Origin of the sequence: Nannocystis sp. (assembly GCF_016714285.1) — a bacterium.
In the GTDB taxonomy this organism is placed as follows: domain Bacteria; phylum Myxococcota_A; class Polyangia; order Nannocystales; family Nannocystaceae; genus Nannocystis.
On record NZ_JADJNN010000015.1, the window covers coordinates 96,193 to 113,509 of the forward strand.

Below are 17,317 nucleotides of genomic sequence, written 5' to 3' on the forward strand. Positions count from 1 at the left end.
GGGCTGCTAGGGTCCGAACAGTCCGGCCGCGGCGCGCAGGTCGACGGCGGCCCGGTGATATTCGGACAGCGCGTCGAGCTCCTGCAGGGCCGCGTCGGTGGCGGCCTGCTCGCGCAGGTTGACGAGCAGGAGCGTGCTGTCGCCGAGGCGGAAGCGGCTGCGCTCGGCCTGCTCCAGCGCGTGGGCCGCGGCGAGCTGCTCGCGCGCGAGGCCGACGCGGGCGTGCGCCGCCGTCAGGGCCGAGTAGGCGTCGCGGAGCTCGAGCGCGACCACGTCCCGGGCCATGCGCAGCTCGGCGTCGATGCGGGCCAGGTCCGCCTGGGCGCGGCGCAGCTTGCCCCGGGCGGTGCGGAGCGCCAGCGGCAGCTCGACGCTCACCCCCGCGACAAACTCGGCCGGCCGCAGGTACGCGTAGGCCGGGTCGACGCTGCCGACATCCTTGGATGCATAGGCGTCGAGGTCGATGCGCGCGGAACGATTGTTGCGGGCCAGCTTCAGCTCGACCGTCGCCGCCTCGCGCTGCAGGAGCAGCCGGCGCAGGTCGGGCCGGCGCGCCAGGGCCTCGTCGAGCAGCGCCTCGGGCACATCGCCGACGGGCCGCTGCGGCTCCGGGAAGGCCTCCGGCAGGCGCGTCGGCGCCGGCACCGTGACCTCGCCTTCGGGGTCACGCAGGTGCCGGGCCAGGTCGAACGCCGCCTGCTGCAGCGCCCGCTCGGCGGCGACGATGCGGGCGGCGCGGTCGAGGATCGCCCGGCGGTTGTCGAGGCCCTCGACCGGCGGCACGCTGCCCGCGGTGATCTGCTTGCGCAGCGCCTCGTCGCGGTCCTCGGCCAGCGCGAGCAGGCTGCGCTGCACCTCGAGGCGCAGGCCGGCGCCGACCCAGGCCCAGTAGGCGCGCCCGGCCGTCCGCTGCAGCTCGAGCATCCGCGCGTCGACGTCCGCCGTCGCCCCGTCCTGCGCCAGCGCCGAGACCCGCAGGTCGGCGCGTCGGCGATCGATAGGTCCGCCCTGCCACAGCGGCAGGCCGAGGCCGGCCCGCAGCTCGCCGCCGTCGGCCGTCTTGCCGCGCAGGTCGTAGACCGCGAAGCTGCCGAGCCCCAGCCGCCACCCCCCGTACACGCTGAGGCCCCACAGCGGCGTCGCCTGGCGCACCTCGACGTCGACGGTGCCCCGCGGGTACGCGCCGATCGGCGCGTACTGGCCGCGCGCGCGCAGCATCGGGTCGAAGCCGCCGCGCGCCGCCAGCGTGTCGCCCTCGGCCGCGCGCAGGCGCTGGCGCGCCGCCTCCAGCTGCGGGTGCGTCGCGGCCAGCACCGCCAGCACCTCGGCCAGCGTCAGGATCTCGCGCGGCGCCGACGCGACGGCTGTCTCTTGCGCCATGGCCTCACGAACATGTCCGAACAGGCAGATCACCAGCAACACGAGCAACACCCGGATCACGGCTCATCCTCCTCTCTCACGCGGCGGTGCTCCTTGCCGTGCGCCGCGTCGCCGACCGGGGCCCCGGTGAGCACCGGCGGGAAGCCATTGAACTGACGCCACAGCTCGTAGCCGAGGCGGACCTCGTCGAGCAGGACCCAGCCGTGGGCGCGCACGCCCTGGCGCAGGTACTGGGCCGCGGGCCAGTGGTCGACGGGCGCAGCCTCGAGGTCGGGCAGCACGACCACGCGGAAGTGGCCCTTGCCGTCGTCGGTGGCGTCGACGTAGGCGACCACGCCGCCGAAGGTGCCGACCGCGACCGAGGGCCAGCCGACGAACTGCACCGCTGGCCAGCCCTCGAACTGCAGGCGCACGTGCCGGCCCGGCGTGACCAGCGGGGCGTCGATGCCGTCGAGCCACAGCTCGACCGCCCGCGCCTCGGTGTCGGGCACGAACTGGGCGATCGGGTCGCCGGCCTTGACCATCTCGCCGCCCTGGCGGGCGATCAGCCGCAGCACGCTGCCGTCGCGCGGCGCCGTGACGACCATCGCCCCTTGCCGCACCTGACGGACCTCGATGCGCGCGAGCTCCTGCTCGGCCCGGGCCAGGTCGCTGCGCGCCGTCTCCAGCGCGACCTTCGCGGCGTCGACCGCCGCCCCCGTGTCGCCGCCGATCCGCGAGGTGTCGGCGCGCATCGCCTTGACCTCGCCGCGGGCCGCCCCCTGCGCCGCCCGGGCCCGCAGCAGGTCGGCGCGGGCCGTCTGCTCGGCGAGCTCGGCGAGCTCGAGGCTGCGGGTCGAGGCGAGGCCCTCCGCGGCCAGCTTCTGGGTCCGCTCGAGGTTCAGGATCGACGCGTTGAGGCCGGCCTGGGCCGCGTCGACGGCCTGCTGCGCCGCCAGCTCGCGGTCGACGGCCATGCCGGCGCGCATGCGGGCCCCGTCGGTCGCCGCGAGCTGGGCCAGCGCGAGCCCGTCGATGCGCTGCTGGCTCAGGTCGATCGCCCGCCGGGCCGCCTCGACGCGGTCCTGCGCCGCGCTGCGCTCGCGCTCGATGCGGGCCATGATGTCCGGGTCGTTGTCGGCGATGCGGGCGATCGGGTCGCCCGCGGCGACGTGGCTGCCCTCGTCGACCATCCACTCGACCACGCGTCCGTCCATCGGCGCCTCGAGGGCCTGCTGGCGGTCGAGCGGCGCGTACGCGATCACGCGGCCCTGGCCGGGCAGCGACTGCTGCCACGGCGCCAGCGCCAGCAACAGCATCAGCATCAGCGCCGCCAGCACCAGCCAGCGCGCCAGCGCCCGCGCCGTCTGGGTCGGCTGCGTCAGGCGCAGCACGCTCGGCTCAAAGCCCAGGGAGTGTCTCGTGTCGCTGTCCATGTCGCCTCCGTTCACTCCGGTGAGAGATCGAGGACACGGCGGCAGCGGGCCCGCACGCGCGGGTCATCGCTGACCACCAGCACCGTCCACGGCGCGTCGGCGGCGAAGATGTGCTCGAGCAGCGCCTCGTGCTGCTCGCGCGCCAGCTTGAGGCCGTCGAGCAGGCCGTCGATGAGCAGCAGCCGCGGCTGGGCCGCCAGCGCCCGCGCGAGCACCAGGCGCCGCGCCTGCGCCCCCGACAGCGGCGCACCCGTGGGCGCCAGCATCGTCTCGAGGCCCTTCGGCAGCGCCCCGATCGTGTCGGCGAGGTCGACCAGGCTGAGCGCCACCCGCAGCGTCGTCAGCGGCACCTGCGGCGCGCCGAGCCGCAGGTTGTCGAGGATCGACGCGTGGAACAGATCACCCGGGCGGACCAGCGCGACCTGGTCGCGCAGCGCCGGCAGGTCGGCCATCCGCAGGTCGACCCCGTCGACCTCGATCTGGCCCTGCGCGGGCCGCCGCAGGCCGAAGCAGAAGTCGAGCAGCTCGCTCTTGCCGGCCCCGCAGCTGCCGGTGAGCAGCACCCGCTCGCCCGCCGCGATCTCGATGTTGCCGCGCCCCGGCAGCGCCCCGCGCACGAGCACCCGCGCCGGCCCGTTCGAGAACTCGCGCGCCCCGCCGACCGGCTCCAACGGGAGGTCGATCAGCTTGCCGAGCTTCTCGAGCGCCGAGAGCAGGTCGTAGAACTTCTCGAGGTGCTTGCCGAGCGTGGCGAAGCTGGCCGACACCGCCGTGACCACCAGCTCCGCCGCGACCAGCTGACCGAGCGTCAGCTGGCGCTCGAGCACCAGCAGGCCGCCGACCCCCAGCAGCGCCGCCCCGGCGATCACCTGCAGGCCGAGGCCGCCGATCAGCTGGCGCACCAGGCGGGCGAAGTGGGCCCGGCGCGCCGCCAGGTAGCCGCGCGCGAGCAGCTCGGCGCGGCTGACCGCGTGGCGCATGCCCGCCTCCGACTTGAACAGCACCGGGTTACGCGCGACCTCCTCGAGCCACGCGACAGTCTCGTACTTGCACGACGACTCGTGCAGGCTGCTGGCGATCGCCGCCCGCAGCGGGATCATCACGATCGCCGCCAGCGCGATCAGCAGCGCCACGTCGAAGGCCAGCAGCAGCGGGTGGTAGAACGCCAGCAACACCATGCCGACCACCGCCTGCAGCGCGATCGACACCCCGTCGAGCAGCAGCGCCGCGCCGGCCTTCTGGACCATCACGACGTCGAAGAAGCGGTTGACCAGCTCGGGCCCGTGCGCCGCCCCGTGATCGCCGATCTTGTGATCGCCGAGGTCGACCCGCGGCAGCCGGCGGGCCACGTCGGCCACCGCCCGCACGAACAGTCGCTGCTGCAGGACCTCGACCACGAACGCCGCGAAGGCCTTGAGCGCCGCCGCGAACGACAGGCCCGCGACCAGCACCAGCGTCAGGACAAACAGCGGCTGCAGCACCGACCCGAAGGCCACCGTGTTGACCAGCGCCTGCACGGCGATCGGGCTGACCAGGCTGAGCGCGCCGATCCCCACGGCGTAGACCATGACCACCCCGAGGTCCGCGCGCTCGAGGTGGATGAGCGCGCGCAGGCGGCCGAGCGCGCGCGCCGTCGGCTCGCGGGCGGCGACCCGCCGCGCGTGCAGGGCGTCGAAGGGCAGCGCCGGCTCGATCAGCAGCCAGGTCGTCGGCGCGTCGGCGCTGACCAGCCCGAGCACCCGCTGCAGCGCCCGCCCGGACAGCCGCACCCGCGACTCGTCCCCGTCGGCGACGACGCGACCGACCAGCCCGCCGCGCCCCGCCCCCGTCACCAGCAGCCAGCGCCCCCGCGTGGGCGAGCCCGCCAGCGTCAACGCCGGCAGCCCCGGGCCGACCCGCCCGCGCAGCTCCGCCGCCGTGAGCTCGACCGCCTGCGCCCGCAGCCCCATCCGCGCCGCCGCCCGCGTGACCGCGGCGACAAACCCCTCCCGTGGGTCGACGCCCTGCAGCGCCGCCCAGGCCTGCGCCGGCTCGAAGTCCGTACCGACCTGCTCGGCCAGCAGCTCGAGGACCCGCAGGAGATCGCCGTGGGGCCCGCCGGACCCCGCCGTCGCGTCAACCATGACGCCCCCCCGTGGCCGTCAGGCGCCGGCCCACCGCGCGCCCGAGCCGATCGATGAAGTGCAGCGTCGCCGCCTCGCTCGCCCAGTCCTCGGCCGCCAGCGCGACCACCTCGCCGCCGACGAGGCGGACCCTGGCGCGCAGCACCAGCCGCCCCTCCCCCGTCTCGGCGGTCCGCAACGCCGCCCCGATCACCGACGCCGCGAAGCGCGTCAGCACCAGCCGCAGCCGCTGCTCCGCGAGCATAGACAGGGCCCCGCCCGCGCCAATGTCGACCTCGACTCGCATGGACCCCTTCTATGCGAGACCTTCGCTGTGCGAACAAGTAGATAATATATGCCTTTAACTTTGATAAAATCGCAGTCCGTGACCACGCTCAACTACCACCACCTCCTGCACTTCTGGGTCGTCGCGCGCGAGGGCGGGGTGGCGGCCGCGGGCCGGCGCCTGCGCCTGTCCCAGTCGACGCTCTCGACCCAGCTGCGCCAGCTGGAGGAGCAGATGGGCCAGGCGCTGTTTGACCGCAGCCAGCGACGCCTCGCCCTCAGCGAGGCCGGGCGCACCGCCTTCCGCTACGCCGACGAGATCTTCGGCCTCGGCCGCGAGATGGTCGACGCCCTCCATCACCCCGCCGACCGCACCCTGCGCCTCGCCATCGGCGTCACCGATGCCGTGCACAAGCTCATCGCCTACCGCCTGATCGAGCCCTCCCTGAAGCTCCAGGGCGGCATCCAGGTCCACTGCAGCGAGGACAAGCTCGAGCGCCTGCTGCCCATGCTCGCCAGCCACGAGCTCGACCTCGTCCTCTCCGACACCCCGCTGCAACCCGGCGCCGCGCTCAAGGCCTTCAATCACCCGCTCGGCCACAGCGAGGTCGCGATCTTCGCGGCCGGGCCGCTGGCGACCCGCCTGCGCCGCGGCTTCCCCGGCAGCCTCGACGGCGCCCCCTTCCTCCTGCCCGCCGGCACCAACGCGCTGCGTCGCGAGCTCGACCGCTGGTTCGACCAGCACGCCCTGCGCCCGCAGGTGGTCGGCGAGTTCGACGACAGCGCCCTCCTCAAGGTCTTCGGCCAGGCCGGCGTCGGCGCCTTCGCCGGGCCCAGGGTCATCGCCGACGAGATCGTCCGCCAGTACGACGTCAAGCTCGTCGGCCACGCCGAGGGGCCCCTCGAGCGCTACTTCGCGATCTCGGCCGAGCGCCGGCTCAAACACCCCGGCGTCGTGGCCATCTCCGCCGCCGCCCGCAGCGAGCTGTTCACCACGACCTGAACCCCTATGCGACACTGCCGACGCGATGCGGACCGCCCCCCTGCGCCTGATGATCTTCGACCGCAGCTGCACCGGACCGCGGCTGCGCCCCGGACTGTCGCACGCGTGGTGGAGCGGCGCGCAGCTCTACGGCCGCGTGCTCGGCCGCCTCGACGCCTGGCACGGCGCGCACAGCTGGGCCGAGGCGCTGACCTGGATCGCCCAACACCAGCCCTCGCGGCCGATCGCCGAGCTGCAATTTTGGGGGCACGGCAAGTGGGGCCGCGCGTACATCGAACGCGACATCCTCGACGCCACCGCCCTGCAGCCCGGCCACCCGCTGCACGCCTCGCTGCTGGCGATCCGCGAGCGCCTGGTCGGGCCCGAGGCGCTGTGGTGGTTTCGCACCTGCGAGACCTTCGGCGCCCTCCCTGGCCACGACTTCGCGCGCCGCTTCAGCGACTTCCTCGGCGCTCGCGCGGCCGGCCACACGTACATCATCGGCGGCTGGCAGAGCGGCCTGCACAGCCTCGGCCCCGGCGAGCAGCCCGGCTGGTCGCCGCTCGAGGGCCTCAAGGCCGGTCCGCCCGACGACCCGCGCGAGGCCCTGTGGTCGCGCCGCCGCGAACCCAACACCATCCATTTCCTCTCGGGCAAAATCCCCGCGGGATACTGACACCACTGTCACCATCGCCGGCGACCCGAGCAGCCCCGAGGTCTCCGTCCACCTCACACCCCAAGGGAGGAGCCGCCGCGCTCACCTGTCCCGCAGGACAGGCTCAGCCGCCGACCGGCCGCAGCGCGCGCAGCCACGGCGCCGTCTCGCTCTGGAAGCGCCCTAGCGCCTTGTCGCGCAGCGGCGCCCCGACGATCGCCGGGCGACCCTCGTCGCCGCGGGCGATCACCAGCGGGTCCAGCATCGTCACCTCGCCGCCCTCCTCGCGGCGCAGCTCGAGGCGCACGCGGTCGGTCGCGGTCTTGCCGCTGTGCCCGGCCAGGCCGATCAGCTGACCCTGCCGCACCTTCACGCCCGGGCGCAGATCGCCGAGCGTGCGCAACAGATGGGCGTAGCGAGCCACCACCCCGCCGGGCAGCTCGAGCTCGACGACGATGCCGGCATCACCTGTCTCTTCGGCCAGGCGCACCACGCCGTCGCCGAGCGCGACCACCGGGGCGCCCTCGGGCCGGCGATACAGCGCCCCGGCCCGCCCCGCGACCACCTCGACCGAGGGCGGCATCATCGCCCGGGCGTCCGACGAGATCGCGTGGAAGCGCAGCGGCGAGCGCAGCAGGGCCCGCCGCTGCGGCCGACCCTCGGCGTCGTAATACACCGCCAGCTTGCTGCCCTCGGCCTGGTGGCGGAAGTAGCTGAAGCGGCCGGCGGCGCCGCGGAACCGGACCGCCAGCAGCGCGCCGTAGCGGTGGAAGCTCTTGCCGAGCGACCGCTTCTCGACCAGCAGCTCGACGCGGTCGCGTGGGTGCGCCTCGGTGACGAGGTCGACGTCGAAGGCCAGCAGCTCGGCGATCAGGTCGGCGAGCTCGGGCCGCTCGCCCGCCTCGACGACGGCGCGCACGAGGTCCGCGTCGGCGCCGAGCTCGAGCCGCACGACCGCGATGTCACTGACCGGCGGGTGCTGGATCGTTCGCACCTGCAGCGCCCCGTCGGCGCGACAGGCCTGCACGAGGTGGCCCTCGGCCAGCTCGATCTCGAGGGCCTGCACGCCGCCGCGGCGGTCCATCGCCACCCGCACCGGCGCGCCCGTGCCGGCGACCAGGCCGAGGTCGAGGCTCGGCCGGATCGCCGCCTCGACCGCGTCGATCTCCGGACCCGCGACCCCGAGCTCGAGCAACAGCAACCGCAAAGTCCGACCGCTCCCGAGCGCGCTGGCCTGAAAGATCTGGTCGTGCAATCCCTCGAAGATACGCACGGGGTCGCCGCCGCAGGCCCGCTCCGGCGGGTCGGCGAAGCTGCCCAGCGGGCCGCCTCCACCGTCGTCGTCACTCGCACCGATCATCGTCGGCCGCGGCGCGCCGAGCTCGAGCACCGAGCTGCCCTCGCGCCACACGAACACGTACGCGTTGACCAGCGCCAGCAGCGTCAGCAGCAGCACCGTCCGGTTGCGAACCTTGCGCTCGTGCGGGTCCAGCGGGGCCCGCCGCGGCGCCCGGTCGTCGCCCTGCACGCGCCGGTTGACGCGGCGCTTGACCGGCGACTGCCCGCGCTGCGAGCCCGCCTCCGCCGTCACCTTCGCGGCGCGGCGGCGGTGTCCGCCCTTGCCGGGCGCCCCCTGCACCCGGCGCTTGCCCTCGTTGCGCACCAGGCCGCCACTATCCGATCAGCGCAGCAAGGGGCAAGTTTCCCCCACTTTCCCCAGCCGGGCCGCGCGCTCCTGAATGCCTGTACAGGTGCCGCTGGCTACACCGCGTCCAGCAGCGGGCTCGGCCCGTACATCACCTTGTAGCCGTTGCGGTACTTGTGAGCGAGGCCCTCCTCGATCGTTGAGCAGCCCCAGATCGTGTGTCCTCCGCTGGCCACGCCGAAGTTCATGATATCGGTTCCGTGCTCGCTGCGGCGGCCGAGCGAGATGCACACGTGGGAGATGCGCCACTTCTCGCCGATCTTGTCGGGGCTGTCGCCCGCGAAGAACACGACGTCGCCGGCCGGCGGCGGCGCGTCGCCGGGGCGCCATTGCTTCGCGCCGTGGGCCCCGAGGCTCTCGGCCAGCTGGGCGTAGTAGGCGTCATTGCCCATCGACTTGCCGAGGTTGGCCTTGAAGCTGGCCTGCAGCTTGGCGTCGTCCTTGACCTTCTCCTCATACCATTGCTCGACGGTCTCGCGCGTGTCCCAGACGCGACGCTCGATGCGCTTCTGGATGATGCCCTCGCGCAGCAGCTCCGGTTCTTGCTCGAGCCGGGCGGTGCCGGACTCCTGGGCCGCGACGCCCGCCTCGGCGGCGCGCTGATGCAGGTCGCGCAGCGTCTGGTACGAGACGAGCCCGGCGACGTACATCGAGAACAGCACGCCCTCCCAGCAGTTCATGGTGCCGGTCTGGAGGTCGGGCCGATGCTCGCTGCGCTCGTTGTTGTCGAGCATCCACAGCGAGAAGTCGCCCTTGCGAAGGATCTGAAAGCCCGCCGCGGGGTCGGGCCCCGAGCCGTCCTCCCACACCAGCGCCCGGTCGAGCAGGACCGCGGCGAGGATGAGCGCCTCGCGGGCGTCGAGGCTGCGGCCGACGATCTCCCATAGGCCGCGGTCGCGCACGAGCGCCTGCTTCACCTCCATATCGTCGAGGCCGAGGATCTCGTCGCGGATCTCGTCGATGCTGCCCCGACCGCCGGCCAGCCCCTCGATCCGCTCGCGCAGCGGCTGGGCCCGGCGATCGACCTCCGCCTTCGGCAGCGCCTCGCGCCACGACATGCCCACATATTCCTGCTTGCCGTGGCAGAGCGGCAGCCAGCTGAGCTCCTGCACGGCGCGCGCGCGCACGGCCTTGACCTCGCCGACCCGCCCGGCCTCGACCGAATCGTTGTAGGCGGCGAGCCCGGTCAGGCCGTCGAAGCGGGTGATAAAGGCGTCGCAGGCGGTCTTTACGGCCTGCAGCGCCGCCTCGACGCGGTCGTGCCCGAGCGTGTGCAGCGGGCCCGGCCGCGGGATCGGCAGGTCGGCCCAGGCGGCGTAGCCGTCGAGCTCGGTGAGCAGCGCCTTGTAGAGCTTGCTGCGGTGGTGGTACCCGCCGAAGGTGTCGGCCTTGGGTTCACCGGCCTTCTCGATGAGCTGAGCGCGGGACATCAGGCGCTGCACCGCGACGCGACCCGCGGGGGCTGTGCCGGCGGAGAACATCGCGGCGACCGGGCGCCGCTGCGTCACCGCGTCCGCGACCCGATCGGCGTGGCGTTCGTACGCGTCGCCGGCCCGGCCGAGGTCGCCGGTGAGGCGCACACCGGCGCGCTGCTGCAGCACGTGGGCGGCCTCGTGCGCCACCGCGTGCAGGCTCGGGCTCGCGTCGGCGAACGCGACGCGGTCGCCCGTTGCATACGCCGCGGCGCCGGTCGCCGCGCAGGCGCTGCGTGCCGCCTCACCCAGGTGGGCACGCACGCCGGACAGGTCGTGCTCGCCGAACAGCGGCTGGAGCTCGCGCAGGTGCGGCAGCGCGGCGCCGGGCCCGAGCACGCCGCGGGCCGCGTGCTCGTGCGGCGTCGCATCGTCATCGCGCGCGAGCTCCGAGCGCCACGCGGCCAGCGGCTTGGCCTGCACGGGTCCGGTCAGCCGCCGCGTCGTCGCCTGGTTGCCGATGGCGCCGCGCAGCGCAGCGCTGTGGCGCAGATCTTGGGGTGACAGCGAGGTCTGGCGCCGAAGCCCGGGCAGCCGCGACTGCGTCGCTGCCAGCTCGTCGTGCGAGCCCACCAGATCGGCAGCCGGGCGCCCCCTGCGTGCCATTTCGCTGCCACCGTATCGGCCACCCATGCGGCGATCATCGCATCGCCGGCCCGGGACCGTCAATGCGCGAGCGCCCATCGACGGGTCTGCTCACCCGCGCACACGGCCGCTGTCCCGGGCGATCCGGGGCTTCGCCTTCGCTGCGGGCTTCGCCTTCGCCTTCGCTGCGGGCTTCGCCTTCGCCTTCGCCTTCGCCGCTGCGGGCTTCGCCTTCGCCTTCGCTGCGGGCTTCGCCTTCGCTGCGGGCTTCGCCTTCGCTGCGGGCTTCGCCTTCGCCTTCGCTGCGGGCTTCGCCTTCGCTGCCGGCTTCGCCTTCGCCTTCGCCTTCGCGGCCGGCTTCGCCTTCGCCTTCGCCTTCGCTGCGGGCTTCGCCTTCGCGGCCGGCTTCGCTATCGCCTTCCGCTTTGGTTGAACGACCTCCGTCTCCATCGCCGCGGGCGGGAACTTGTCGACGTGCGCGGTCCACTTCCCGTCCGTCGCCGTGATCCGAATCGTCGCTATCGGCCATTCGGCCGTGAGGATCGCGCGGACCTCACCGAGCGACATCGAGTCGAGGTCGTGCCCCTCGGCGACGTCGAGCTCGACGTCCTCGATGATTTCGTCGACGATCTCCCGGTCGAGCTCCGCCCCCTCGGCGCCGTGGCGCTTCGCCGCGTCGGTCAACAACTTGCCGAGCGCCGTCGCGGCGCCGGCCTTCGTGAGCATGCCGTCCGTGCCGAGCAGCCCGGAGCGCAGCACCTCGAGCGCGCCGAGCTTGCGCGCCGTCGGCGACGACATGTCGAAGGTGAGCGTGCGCAGATCGGGGGCGATGCGATACCGGAGCTCGACGACCTTGCCGCTGCGCCTGGTGCCCGCGAGCTGCGCCTTCGCCCGCCCGAGCACCTCCCCGTACGTGATCTTCGATCCCTGGCGCCCGGACTTCGGCACGAGCAGGGCGATCGACTCGACCGGCCCGCTGCCGGTACCACAACCGCTATCGGTCATACGCGCCCACGCGCCGCGACCGCCCGCCTCAACGGCGAGCAACACGCAATCCTGCGTACGCGGCCCGGTGGCGACGCGCACCGCGCGGCCGATCCAGTCCTTCGGGATGGCCTTCGGCTTGGTCATCAGGTCCTTCACCGCGTACGAGGTCGGTGCGTACGCCGGGACCATGATGAGGTCGGGGCTCGGCGGCAGGTCCATGTCGTCCCACGAGCTGCGTGGGACCAGGATCCAGAAGTCGTCGGCGGCGCCGGCCTCGACGAGCTTCTCGCCGACCTCGGGTGCGATCGGCTTGCACGCCGAGAAGGTGTCGGTGACGACGAATGCGCGGCTCGCCCAGGTCGAGCCCTTCTCGAGGTGCGCGATCCAGGCGGGATGCGTGACGCTGATCTCGAGCGTCGCGGCCGGGCGGCGACCGGCCTGCTTCGCCGTCGCCAACACCTTCGAGATGAAGCCACGCGCAAACTTCGTCTGCCACGCCCGGTCCATCGTGTCGCTATACGACACCGCGGCTGCGAACGCGCCCTCGTCGGAGGCCTCCTCGAGCAGCTGGATCGCAAAGCTCTCGTTCGCGGGCGGCCCCCCCGAATCCGGGTGGATGGAGGCGACACGGAGGGTAAGGTCGGTGCCCTTCTTGGCCAGCACCTTCACTTGAAACAGATCGGAGCCCATGTGGACTCCATAACATATCGAGGTGAGCCCGCGATCTCCGTAGTTTTACGGACCTCAACAGGCAAACGCAGCGCCACTCACCCGCGTACGCGGGCGTTGTCCGGGTCGTAGAGCGGGCGCAGCGAGGCGATCGCGGGGTAGAGCGTATCGGCGATGTCGACCTCCCAGCGGCCGGCGTCGAGGTAGGCCTGGTCGATCGGCTCGCCGGCGTCGATCATCGCCAGGCCGACCGCGCCGCCGAGGGTGTGGCCATACGAGGCGGCGCGGATGTAGCCGAGCGGGCGGCCGTTTCGCCGCACGACCTCGGCGTGGAACATCAGCGGCTCCGGATCCTTTAAGAGAATCTGCACGAGGCGCTTCGTCAGCGGGCCGGCGGCCTTCTTCGCCAGCACGGCGTCGCGGCCGAGGAAGCCGGGCTTCTTGAGGTCGACCGCGAAGCCGAGCCCGGCCTCGAGCACCGAATCGGTGTTGTCGATGTCGTGGCCGTAGTCGCGATAGCCCTTCTCCATGCGGCAGCTGGCCAGTGTCTTGAGGCCGGCGTGGCGCAGGCCGACGCGCTCGCCGGCGGCGACCAGGCGGTCGTAGACGTGGGTGGCCTGCTCGCTCGGGATGTAGAGCTCGTAGCCGAGCTCGCCGAGGTAGGTGATACGCACGCACAACGCGCGGGCGAAGCCGATGTCGATCTCGCGGGCGCAGCGGAACGGGAAGGCCGCGTCAGACATATCGGCGGTCGTCACCATCTGCATGAGCTCGCGCGAGCGCGGGCCCTGGATGTTGATCTGCGCGTGGCCCGAGGTGACATCGGCGATGAAGGCGTGGGCGTCGCCGATGTGGCGGCGGACCCAGGTGAGCACGTGGCGGTGGGCGGTGTCGGAGGCGACCACCCAGAAGCGGTCGTCGGCCAGCTTGGTGACCGTGAGGTCGGCCTCGAGGGTGCCGCCCTCGTTGAGCCACTGCGTGTAGGTGATGCGCCCGGCGGGGCCGTCGACGCGGTTGGCGGAGATATGCTCGAGCACGCGGCCGGCGTCGCGGCCCTCGACGATGAACTTGGCCATGAACGACATGTCCATCAGGATCACGCCCTCGCGGGCGGCCTGGTGCTCGGCGCGCCAGTGGTCGAACCACGGCTCGCGGCCCCACGAGAGCCTGTCGATCGTCGCCGCGTGGCCGGGCGGGGCGTACCAGTCGGGGCCCTCCCAGCCGCTCACGTCCTTGAAGTAGGCCCCGCGGGCGGCCAGGCGGTCGTGCAGCGGCGAGGTCTTGGCCCCGCGCGCGGTCTGCATCGAGCGGGTCGGGTAGTGGCATTGATAGACCATGCCGAGCGACTCGACGGTGCGAGTGCGGCGATACTCGGGGTTGCACTGATAGGTGTGCAGGCGGTCGATGTTGAAGCCGGTGATGTCGACGTCGGGGCGGCCGGTGGTGATCCAGTGGGCGAGCACGCGGCCGAGGCCGCCGCCGGTGAGGATGCCGATCGAGTTGAGGCCGGCGGCGACGAAGTAGCGCCGCAATTCGGGCGCCTCGCCGACCACGGGCTGGAGGTCCGGGGTGAAGCTCTCCGGGCCGCAGAAGAACTTCTTGACCCCCGTGTCGTGCAAGATCGGGACCCGGCGCATCGCCGTCTCGACGTAGGGGCCCATGCGCTCCCAGTCGGGCGCGAGGTCGCCGAAGCTGAAGTCCTCCGGGATGCCCTCGACGCGCCAGGGGGCGCACACCGGCTCGAAGAGGCCGACCATCATGCCGCCGACCTCCTCGCGGAAATAGCCGTAGGAGGCGGGGTCCTCGAGCACCGGCCAATTGGGGTCGATACCGGGGATCTTGTCGGTGATGAGATAGTAGTGCTCGCTGGCCTGCAGGGGAATGTTGATACCCGTGCGCGCGCCGAGCTGGCGCGCCCACATCCCGGCGCAGTTGACCACGTATTCGGCCTCGATGTCGCCGTAGGGCGTCGACACGCCGGAGACGGCGCCATTGCGCTGCAGGACGCCGGTGACGGGCACGCCCTCGAAGATCGTCGCGCCCTGCAGGCGGGCGCCCTTGGCCAGCGCCATGGTGACGTCGACCGGGTTCACCTTGCCGTCCTCCTTGACGTAGAAGCCGGCCAGGATGTCCTCGGTGTGCGCCAGCGGGAACAGGCCCTGGACCTCGGCGGCCGAGATCTCGTGCACGTCGACGCCGCAGAAGCGGTTGAAGGCGGAGACGCGGCGGTACTCTTCGAGGCGGTCGCGGTCGCAGGCGACCTCGATGAAGCCGACCGGCTTGAAGCCGGTGGCGACCCCCGTCTCGGCCTCGAGCCGGGCGTAGAGGTCGCGGGTGTACTTGCGCATCTCGGTCGAGGTCTCCGAGGTCGAGCCGAAGGTGACCATCAGGCCGGCGGCGTGCCAGGTGGTGCCAGAGGTGATGCGGTCGCGCTCGAGCAGGACGACATCACGCCAGCCCATCTGGGCCAGGTGATAGGCGACGGAGCAGCCGATGATGCCGCCGCCGATGACGACCACGCGTGCGCGCTGAGGCAGGACTGGGGACGACATGGGCCGCGAGTGTAGCGGAACTCGCGGACCGGCGCGAACCCGCGCTCAGGGCAGCGAGAGGTCGTGCGTGTCGCGCTCGGGCCAGTGGCTGGCGGGCAGCTCGAGCGCCCACGCGGCCTCGACGAGGCAGTCGCGCAGACCGGCGTGGCTGCTGCGCGGGACCTGGACGTCGACGATCTCGCGGCTGGTGGTCTCGAGCAGGAGATCGACGTGCCAGGCCTTGGCGGCGGGGTGGGCCTGCTGGCAGCGCGTCACGGCGTCCGCGAGCAGATCCTTGATCCTCGGCAAGGGCGCCGAATAGCCGCCACCACCCGCGCCGCCGCCGGACATGCCGAATCCGCCGAGCCCGATCGACTCGCCGATCTCGTCGCCCTCGAGGCCGTCGAAGGACGGGCGCACGCCGGGTTCGACGGCGAGGTACGAGGTCACCGGCGAGACGGCGCGGCCGCGGTAGGCGACCGTGCGCATCTCGTCGGGGCTGAGCTCGCCGTGCTCGTCCTCGGAGAACACGAAGCCGGCGGTGGCGATGTCGAAGGCCTCGTTCGTGGTGATGACGCGGCGCACCGGGGCGGCCCACACCTTGCCGGTGAGGACGACGCGGCGGGTCGGGTCGGGGGTCGCGAACATGGCGCGGTAGCTGCTGCCCTCGCGCAGCACGGCCGGCAGCTCGGCGGCGTCGCCGAGGTCGATGCCGGCGACGGCGAAGTTGTCGACGGCGATCGGGCGGACCAGGCCGAGCATCTCGTCGGGGCTGCGCTTGTCCTCCGCCGGCGCCGAGGCGATGAACAGCACGCCGCGCTGCTGCCCGGCGATCGGCGCGAGCACGTGGGCGTCGTCGCGGCGCAGCGAGGCGACGCTGTCCTCCTCGGGGATCACGAGGTGGGTGATCGCGGTGGGCGGCGCGCTGGCCAGGGCCCGCTCGGCCATCGCGTTGCGGAAGCGAGTGCGCAGGCGGGCGTCGGTCAGCGCGACCACCCGACCAGGGCCGGCCTGGCCAGCGAGCAGCTCCGCGGCCAGGCCGAGGCCCTCCTCGAGCGCGCTGCCGTTGTGCAGCGCGAGGGCGCCGGCCGTGCGGGCGCGGGCGAGGGCCGCGGGCAGCTGCGCGACCGGGACGAACTCGCCGAACACGCGGCGGGCGTGGCGGTCGCTGGCGATGAGCTCGACGCGGGCGTCCGGGAGGTGGCGCAGGTAGGCGTCGACGATGCGCAGCTGGGCGGCGAGGTCGTCCTCGTCCTGTGAGCGCGAGGTGTCGAGCACGAAGACCACGGCGGCGCGGCGCGGGAGCTCGCCCATGCGCGGTGCGGCGTCGATCTCGAGGCGGGAGAAGCCCTTGTCGGCGGAGGCGACGACGCGGCCGAGGCGCGCGGCGAGGCTGCGGATCTTCGGCGGGCCGACCTCGATGACGACGTGGCCGGTCGAGCCGCCGGCGTCGGGGGCGTCGGGGATGAAGCGCGGGAGGTCAGCGGCGCTCGCGGTGATCGTGGCGGCGCCCTTGCGATCCGGGCTGAAGTCGATCGCCCAGGCGTCGAGGCTGCCGACGTCGAGGCCGGCCTGGTCGGCGACCACGAGGTGCCAGGCGCCGCGGGTCCGGGTGCCCGCGGGCAGCTCGACCGGGAAGCTGCCGCGGATGTCGTTCTCGCCGCCCGTGCCGGCGGTGACGGCGATGTGCTCGCCCTTCGGGGTGACCAGCGCGACCGTCAGATCGCCGGAGAAGGTGTGGTCGATCTCGAGGCGTAAGCTGGCCTTTTGGACAGGCTCGTCGCGCTCCACCTCCAGCTTGCTGAACACGTAGCTGGCGCGCTCGTCGGGCCCGCCCTCGCCGATCCACGGCTGCGGCGGCGGGGCCACGAGGATCACCGGCTCGTCGACGGCGACGCGCTTGCCGGCGACGCGGATCTCGGCGCCGCGGGTGTTCGGGTGCACGCGCAGCACCGGGTCGACGAGGGTGAGCTTGTCGACATTGCGCTGCGGGTCGGCGTGCGGGTAAGTCACCACATAACGGCCGTTGCGATACTCGAGCGGGGCGGTCAATGTGTATTCGACGGTGTTGACGCCGCCGGGCAGGACCGGGAAGACCTGCAGGAAGACCTGGTCGGCCCAGACCCACTGCAGCAGCGCGGGGTCCTTCGGCTCCCAGGCGCCGATGCCGGTGAGCTCGCGGTAGCGTTCGCGGGCGAGCTCGGCGTCCATGAGCTCGCCGTCGAACCAGCGCTCGCGGGCGCGGATGCGCAGGCCGGTGACCGCGGCGCCGTGGGCCAGCTCGATGCGCAGCGAGGCCTCCTCGGACTGGGTGCCGCTGTTGGCGAAGCTGCGGCGCACGCGGTAGCGGGCCACGCCGTCGACGATCTCCAGGTCGACGGCGTGGGAGACCTCGACGAGCGGCTGATCGCGGGCGACGCTGAGGCGATCGGCGCGGGCCTCCGGGGCGGGCGCGAGGAGGCCGAGGGCGAGGGCGCCGAGAGCGAGGCGGACGATCTGGCGCTGCATGGCGGCCAGGACAGCCGCGGCCGCGAGAAGTTCCCGGCCCC

The 17,317-nt window shown here is 73.1% G+C and carries 11 protein-coding genes; 2 read left to right on the top strand and 9 right to left on the bottom strand.

Going from position 1 to position 17,317, the window contains the following annotated elements; translation table 11 throughout:
• Positions 1 to 6 precede the first annotated feature (6 nt).
• From IPJ59_RS24490 to IPJ59_RS24505, 4 genes are read right to left on the bottom strand one after another with little or no spacing between them, the layout of a single operon-like run.
• Entirely contained in the window at positions 7 to 1,440 is a 1,434-nt protein-coding gene (locus IPJ59_RS24490; RefSeq protein ID WP_293260978.1) for a TolC family protein, read from the bottom strand.
• Positions 1,437 to 2,810, bottom strand: a complete 1,374-nt coding sequence (locus IPJ59_RS24495; protein WP_293273521.1) for an HlyD family secretion protein — start codon at positions 2,808 to 2,810, stop codon at positions 1,437 to 1,439. The genes IPJ59_RS24490 and IPJ59_RS24495 overlap by 4 nt, the downstream gene beginning before the upstream one ends.
• A complete protein-coding gene (locus IPJ59_RS24500; RefSeq protein ID WP_293273522.1) occupies positions 2,807 to 4,918 on the bottom strand; it encodes an ATP-binding cassette domain-containing protein in 2,112 nt (703 codons plus the stop codon). Before IPJ59_RS24500 ends, IPJ59_RS24495 begins: the two co-directional genes overlap by 4 nt.
• The gene (locus IPJ59_RS24505) at positions 4,911 to 5,204 is read right to left on the bottom strand and encodes a hypothetical protein (RefSeq protein ID WP_293260987.1); all 294 of its coding nucleotides are present in this window, start codon (positions 5,202 to 5,204) and stop codon (positions 4,911 to 4,913) included. Before IPJ59_RS24505 ends, IPJ59_RS24500 begins: the two co-directional genes overlap by 8 nt.
• A gap of 78 nt (positions 5,205 to 5,282) precedes the next feature.
• Here IPJ59_RS24505 and nhaR point away from each other — a divergent pair, with 78 nt between their 5' ends.
• On the top strand, positions 5,283 to 6,185 hold the full coding sequence (gene nhaR, locus IPJ59_RS24510) for a transcriptional activator NhaR (RefSeq protein WP_293260990.1): 903 nt from the start codon (positions 5,283 to 5,285) through the stop codon (positions 6,183 to 6,185).
• Positions 6,186 to 6,210: 25 nt separating this feature from the next.
• Positions 6,211 to 6,840, top strand: a complete 630-nt coding sequence (locus IPJ59_RS24515) for a hypothetical protein (RefSeq protein WP_293260993.1) — start codon at positions 6,211 to 6,213, stop codon at positions 6,838 to 6,840.
• 103 nt (positions 6,841 to 6,943) lie between these two features.
• Here the strand turns inward: IPJ59_RS24515 and IPJ59_RS24520 are convergent, their stop codons facing one another.
• The 5 genes from IPJ59_RS24520 to IPJ59_RS24540 all read right to left on the bottom strand — a co-directional run bounded on the left by IPJ59_RS24520 (position 6,944) and on the right by IPJ59_RS24540 (position 17,276).
• On the bottom strand, positions 6,944 to 8,482 hold the full coding sequence (locus tag IPJ59_RS24520; RefSeq protein WP_293260996.1) for a M23 family metallopeptidase: 1,539 nt from the start codon (positions 8,480 to 8,482) through the stop codon (positions 6,944 to 6,946).
• A 98-nt stretch (positions 8,483 to 8,580) separates the two neighbouring features.
• On the bottom strand, positions 8,581 to 10,602 hold the full coding sequence (locus tag IPJ59_RS24525; RefSeq protein ID WP_293273523.1) for an eCIS core domain-containing protein: 2,022 nt from the start codon (positions 10,600 to 10,602) through the stop codon (positions 8,581 to 8,583).
• Between the two features lie 90 nt (positions 10,603 to 10,692).
• A complete protein-coding gene (locus IPJ59_RS24530) occupies positions 10,693 to 12,258 on the bottom strand; it encodes a hypothetical protein (RefSeq protein ID WP_293273524.1) in 1,566 nt (521 codons plus the stop codon).
• 77 nt (positions 12,259 to 12,335) lie between these two features.
• Positions 12,336 to 14,789 carry a GcvT family protein gene (locus tag IPJ59_RS24535; protein ID WP_293273525.1) on the bottom strand — a complete coding sequence of 818 codons (2,454 nt, stop codon included), beginning with the start codon at positions 14,787 to 14,789 and terminating at the stop codon, positions 12,336 to 12,338.
• A gap of 45 nt (positions 14,790 to 14,834) precedes the next feature.
• A complete protein-coding gene (locus IPJ59_RS24540; protein ID WP_293273526.1) occupies positions 14,835 to 17,276 on the bottom strand; it encodes a proprotein convertase P-domain-containing protein in 2,442 nt (813 codons plus the stop codon).
• Positions 17,277 to 17,317: the final 41 nt, after the last annotated feature.

What these genes read in the sequence shown, in the direction of transcription:
- IPJ59_RS24500 (WP_293273522.1), bottom strand. Translation starts at nt 4,918, where the DNA reads ATGGTTGACGCGACGGCGGGGTCCGGCGGGCCCCACGGCGATCTCCTG.
- IPJ59_RS24505 (WP_293260987.1), bottom strand. Translation starts at nt 5,204, where the DNA reads ATGCGAGTCGAGGTCGACATTGGCGCGGGCGGGGCCCTGTCTATGCTC.
- IPJ59_RS24515 (WP_293260993.1), top strand. Translation starts at nt 6,211, where the DNA reads ATGCGGACCGCCCCCCTGCGCCTGATGATCTTCGACCGCAGCTGCACC.
- IPJ59_RS24525 (WP_293273523.1), bottom strand. Translation starts at nt 10,602, where the DNA reads ATGGCACGCAGGGGGCGCCCGGCTGCCGATCTGGTGGGCTCGCACGAC.
- IPJ59_RS24530 (WP_293273524.1), bottom strand. Translation starts at nt 12,258, where the DNA reads ATGGGCTCCGATCTGTTTCAAGTGAAGGTGCTGGCCAAGAAGGGCACC.
- IPJ59_RS24535 (WP_293273525.1), bottom strand. Translation starts at nt 14,789, where the DNA reads ATGTCGTCCCCAGTCCTGCCTCAGCGCGCACGCGTGGTCGTCATCGGC.
- IPJ59_RS24540 (WP_293273526.1), bottom strand. Translation starts at nt 17,276, where the DNA reads ATGCAGCGCCAGATCGTCCGCCTCGCTCTCGGCGCCCTCGCCCTCGGC.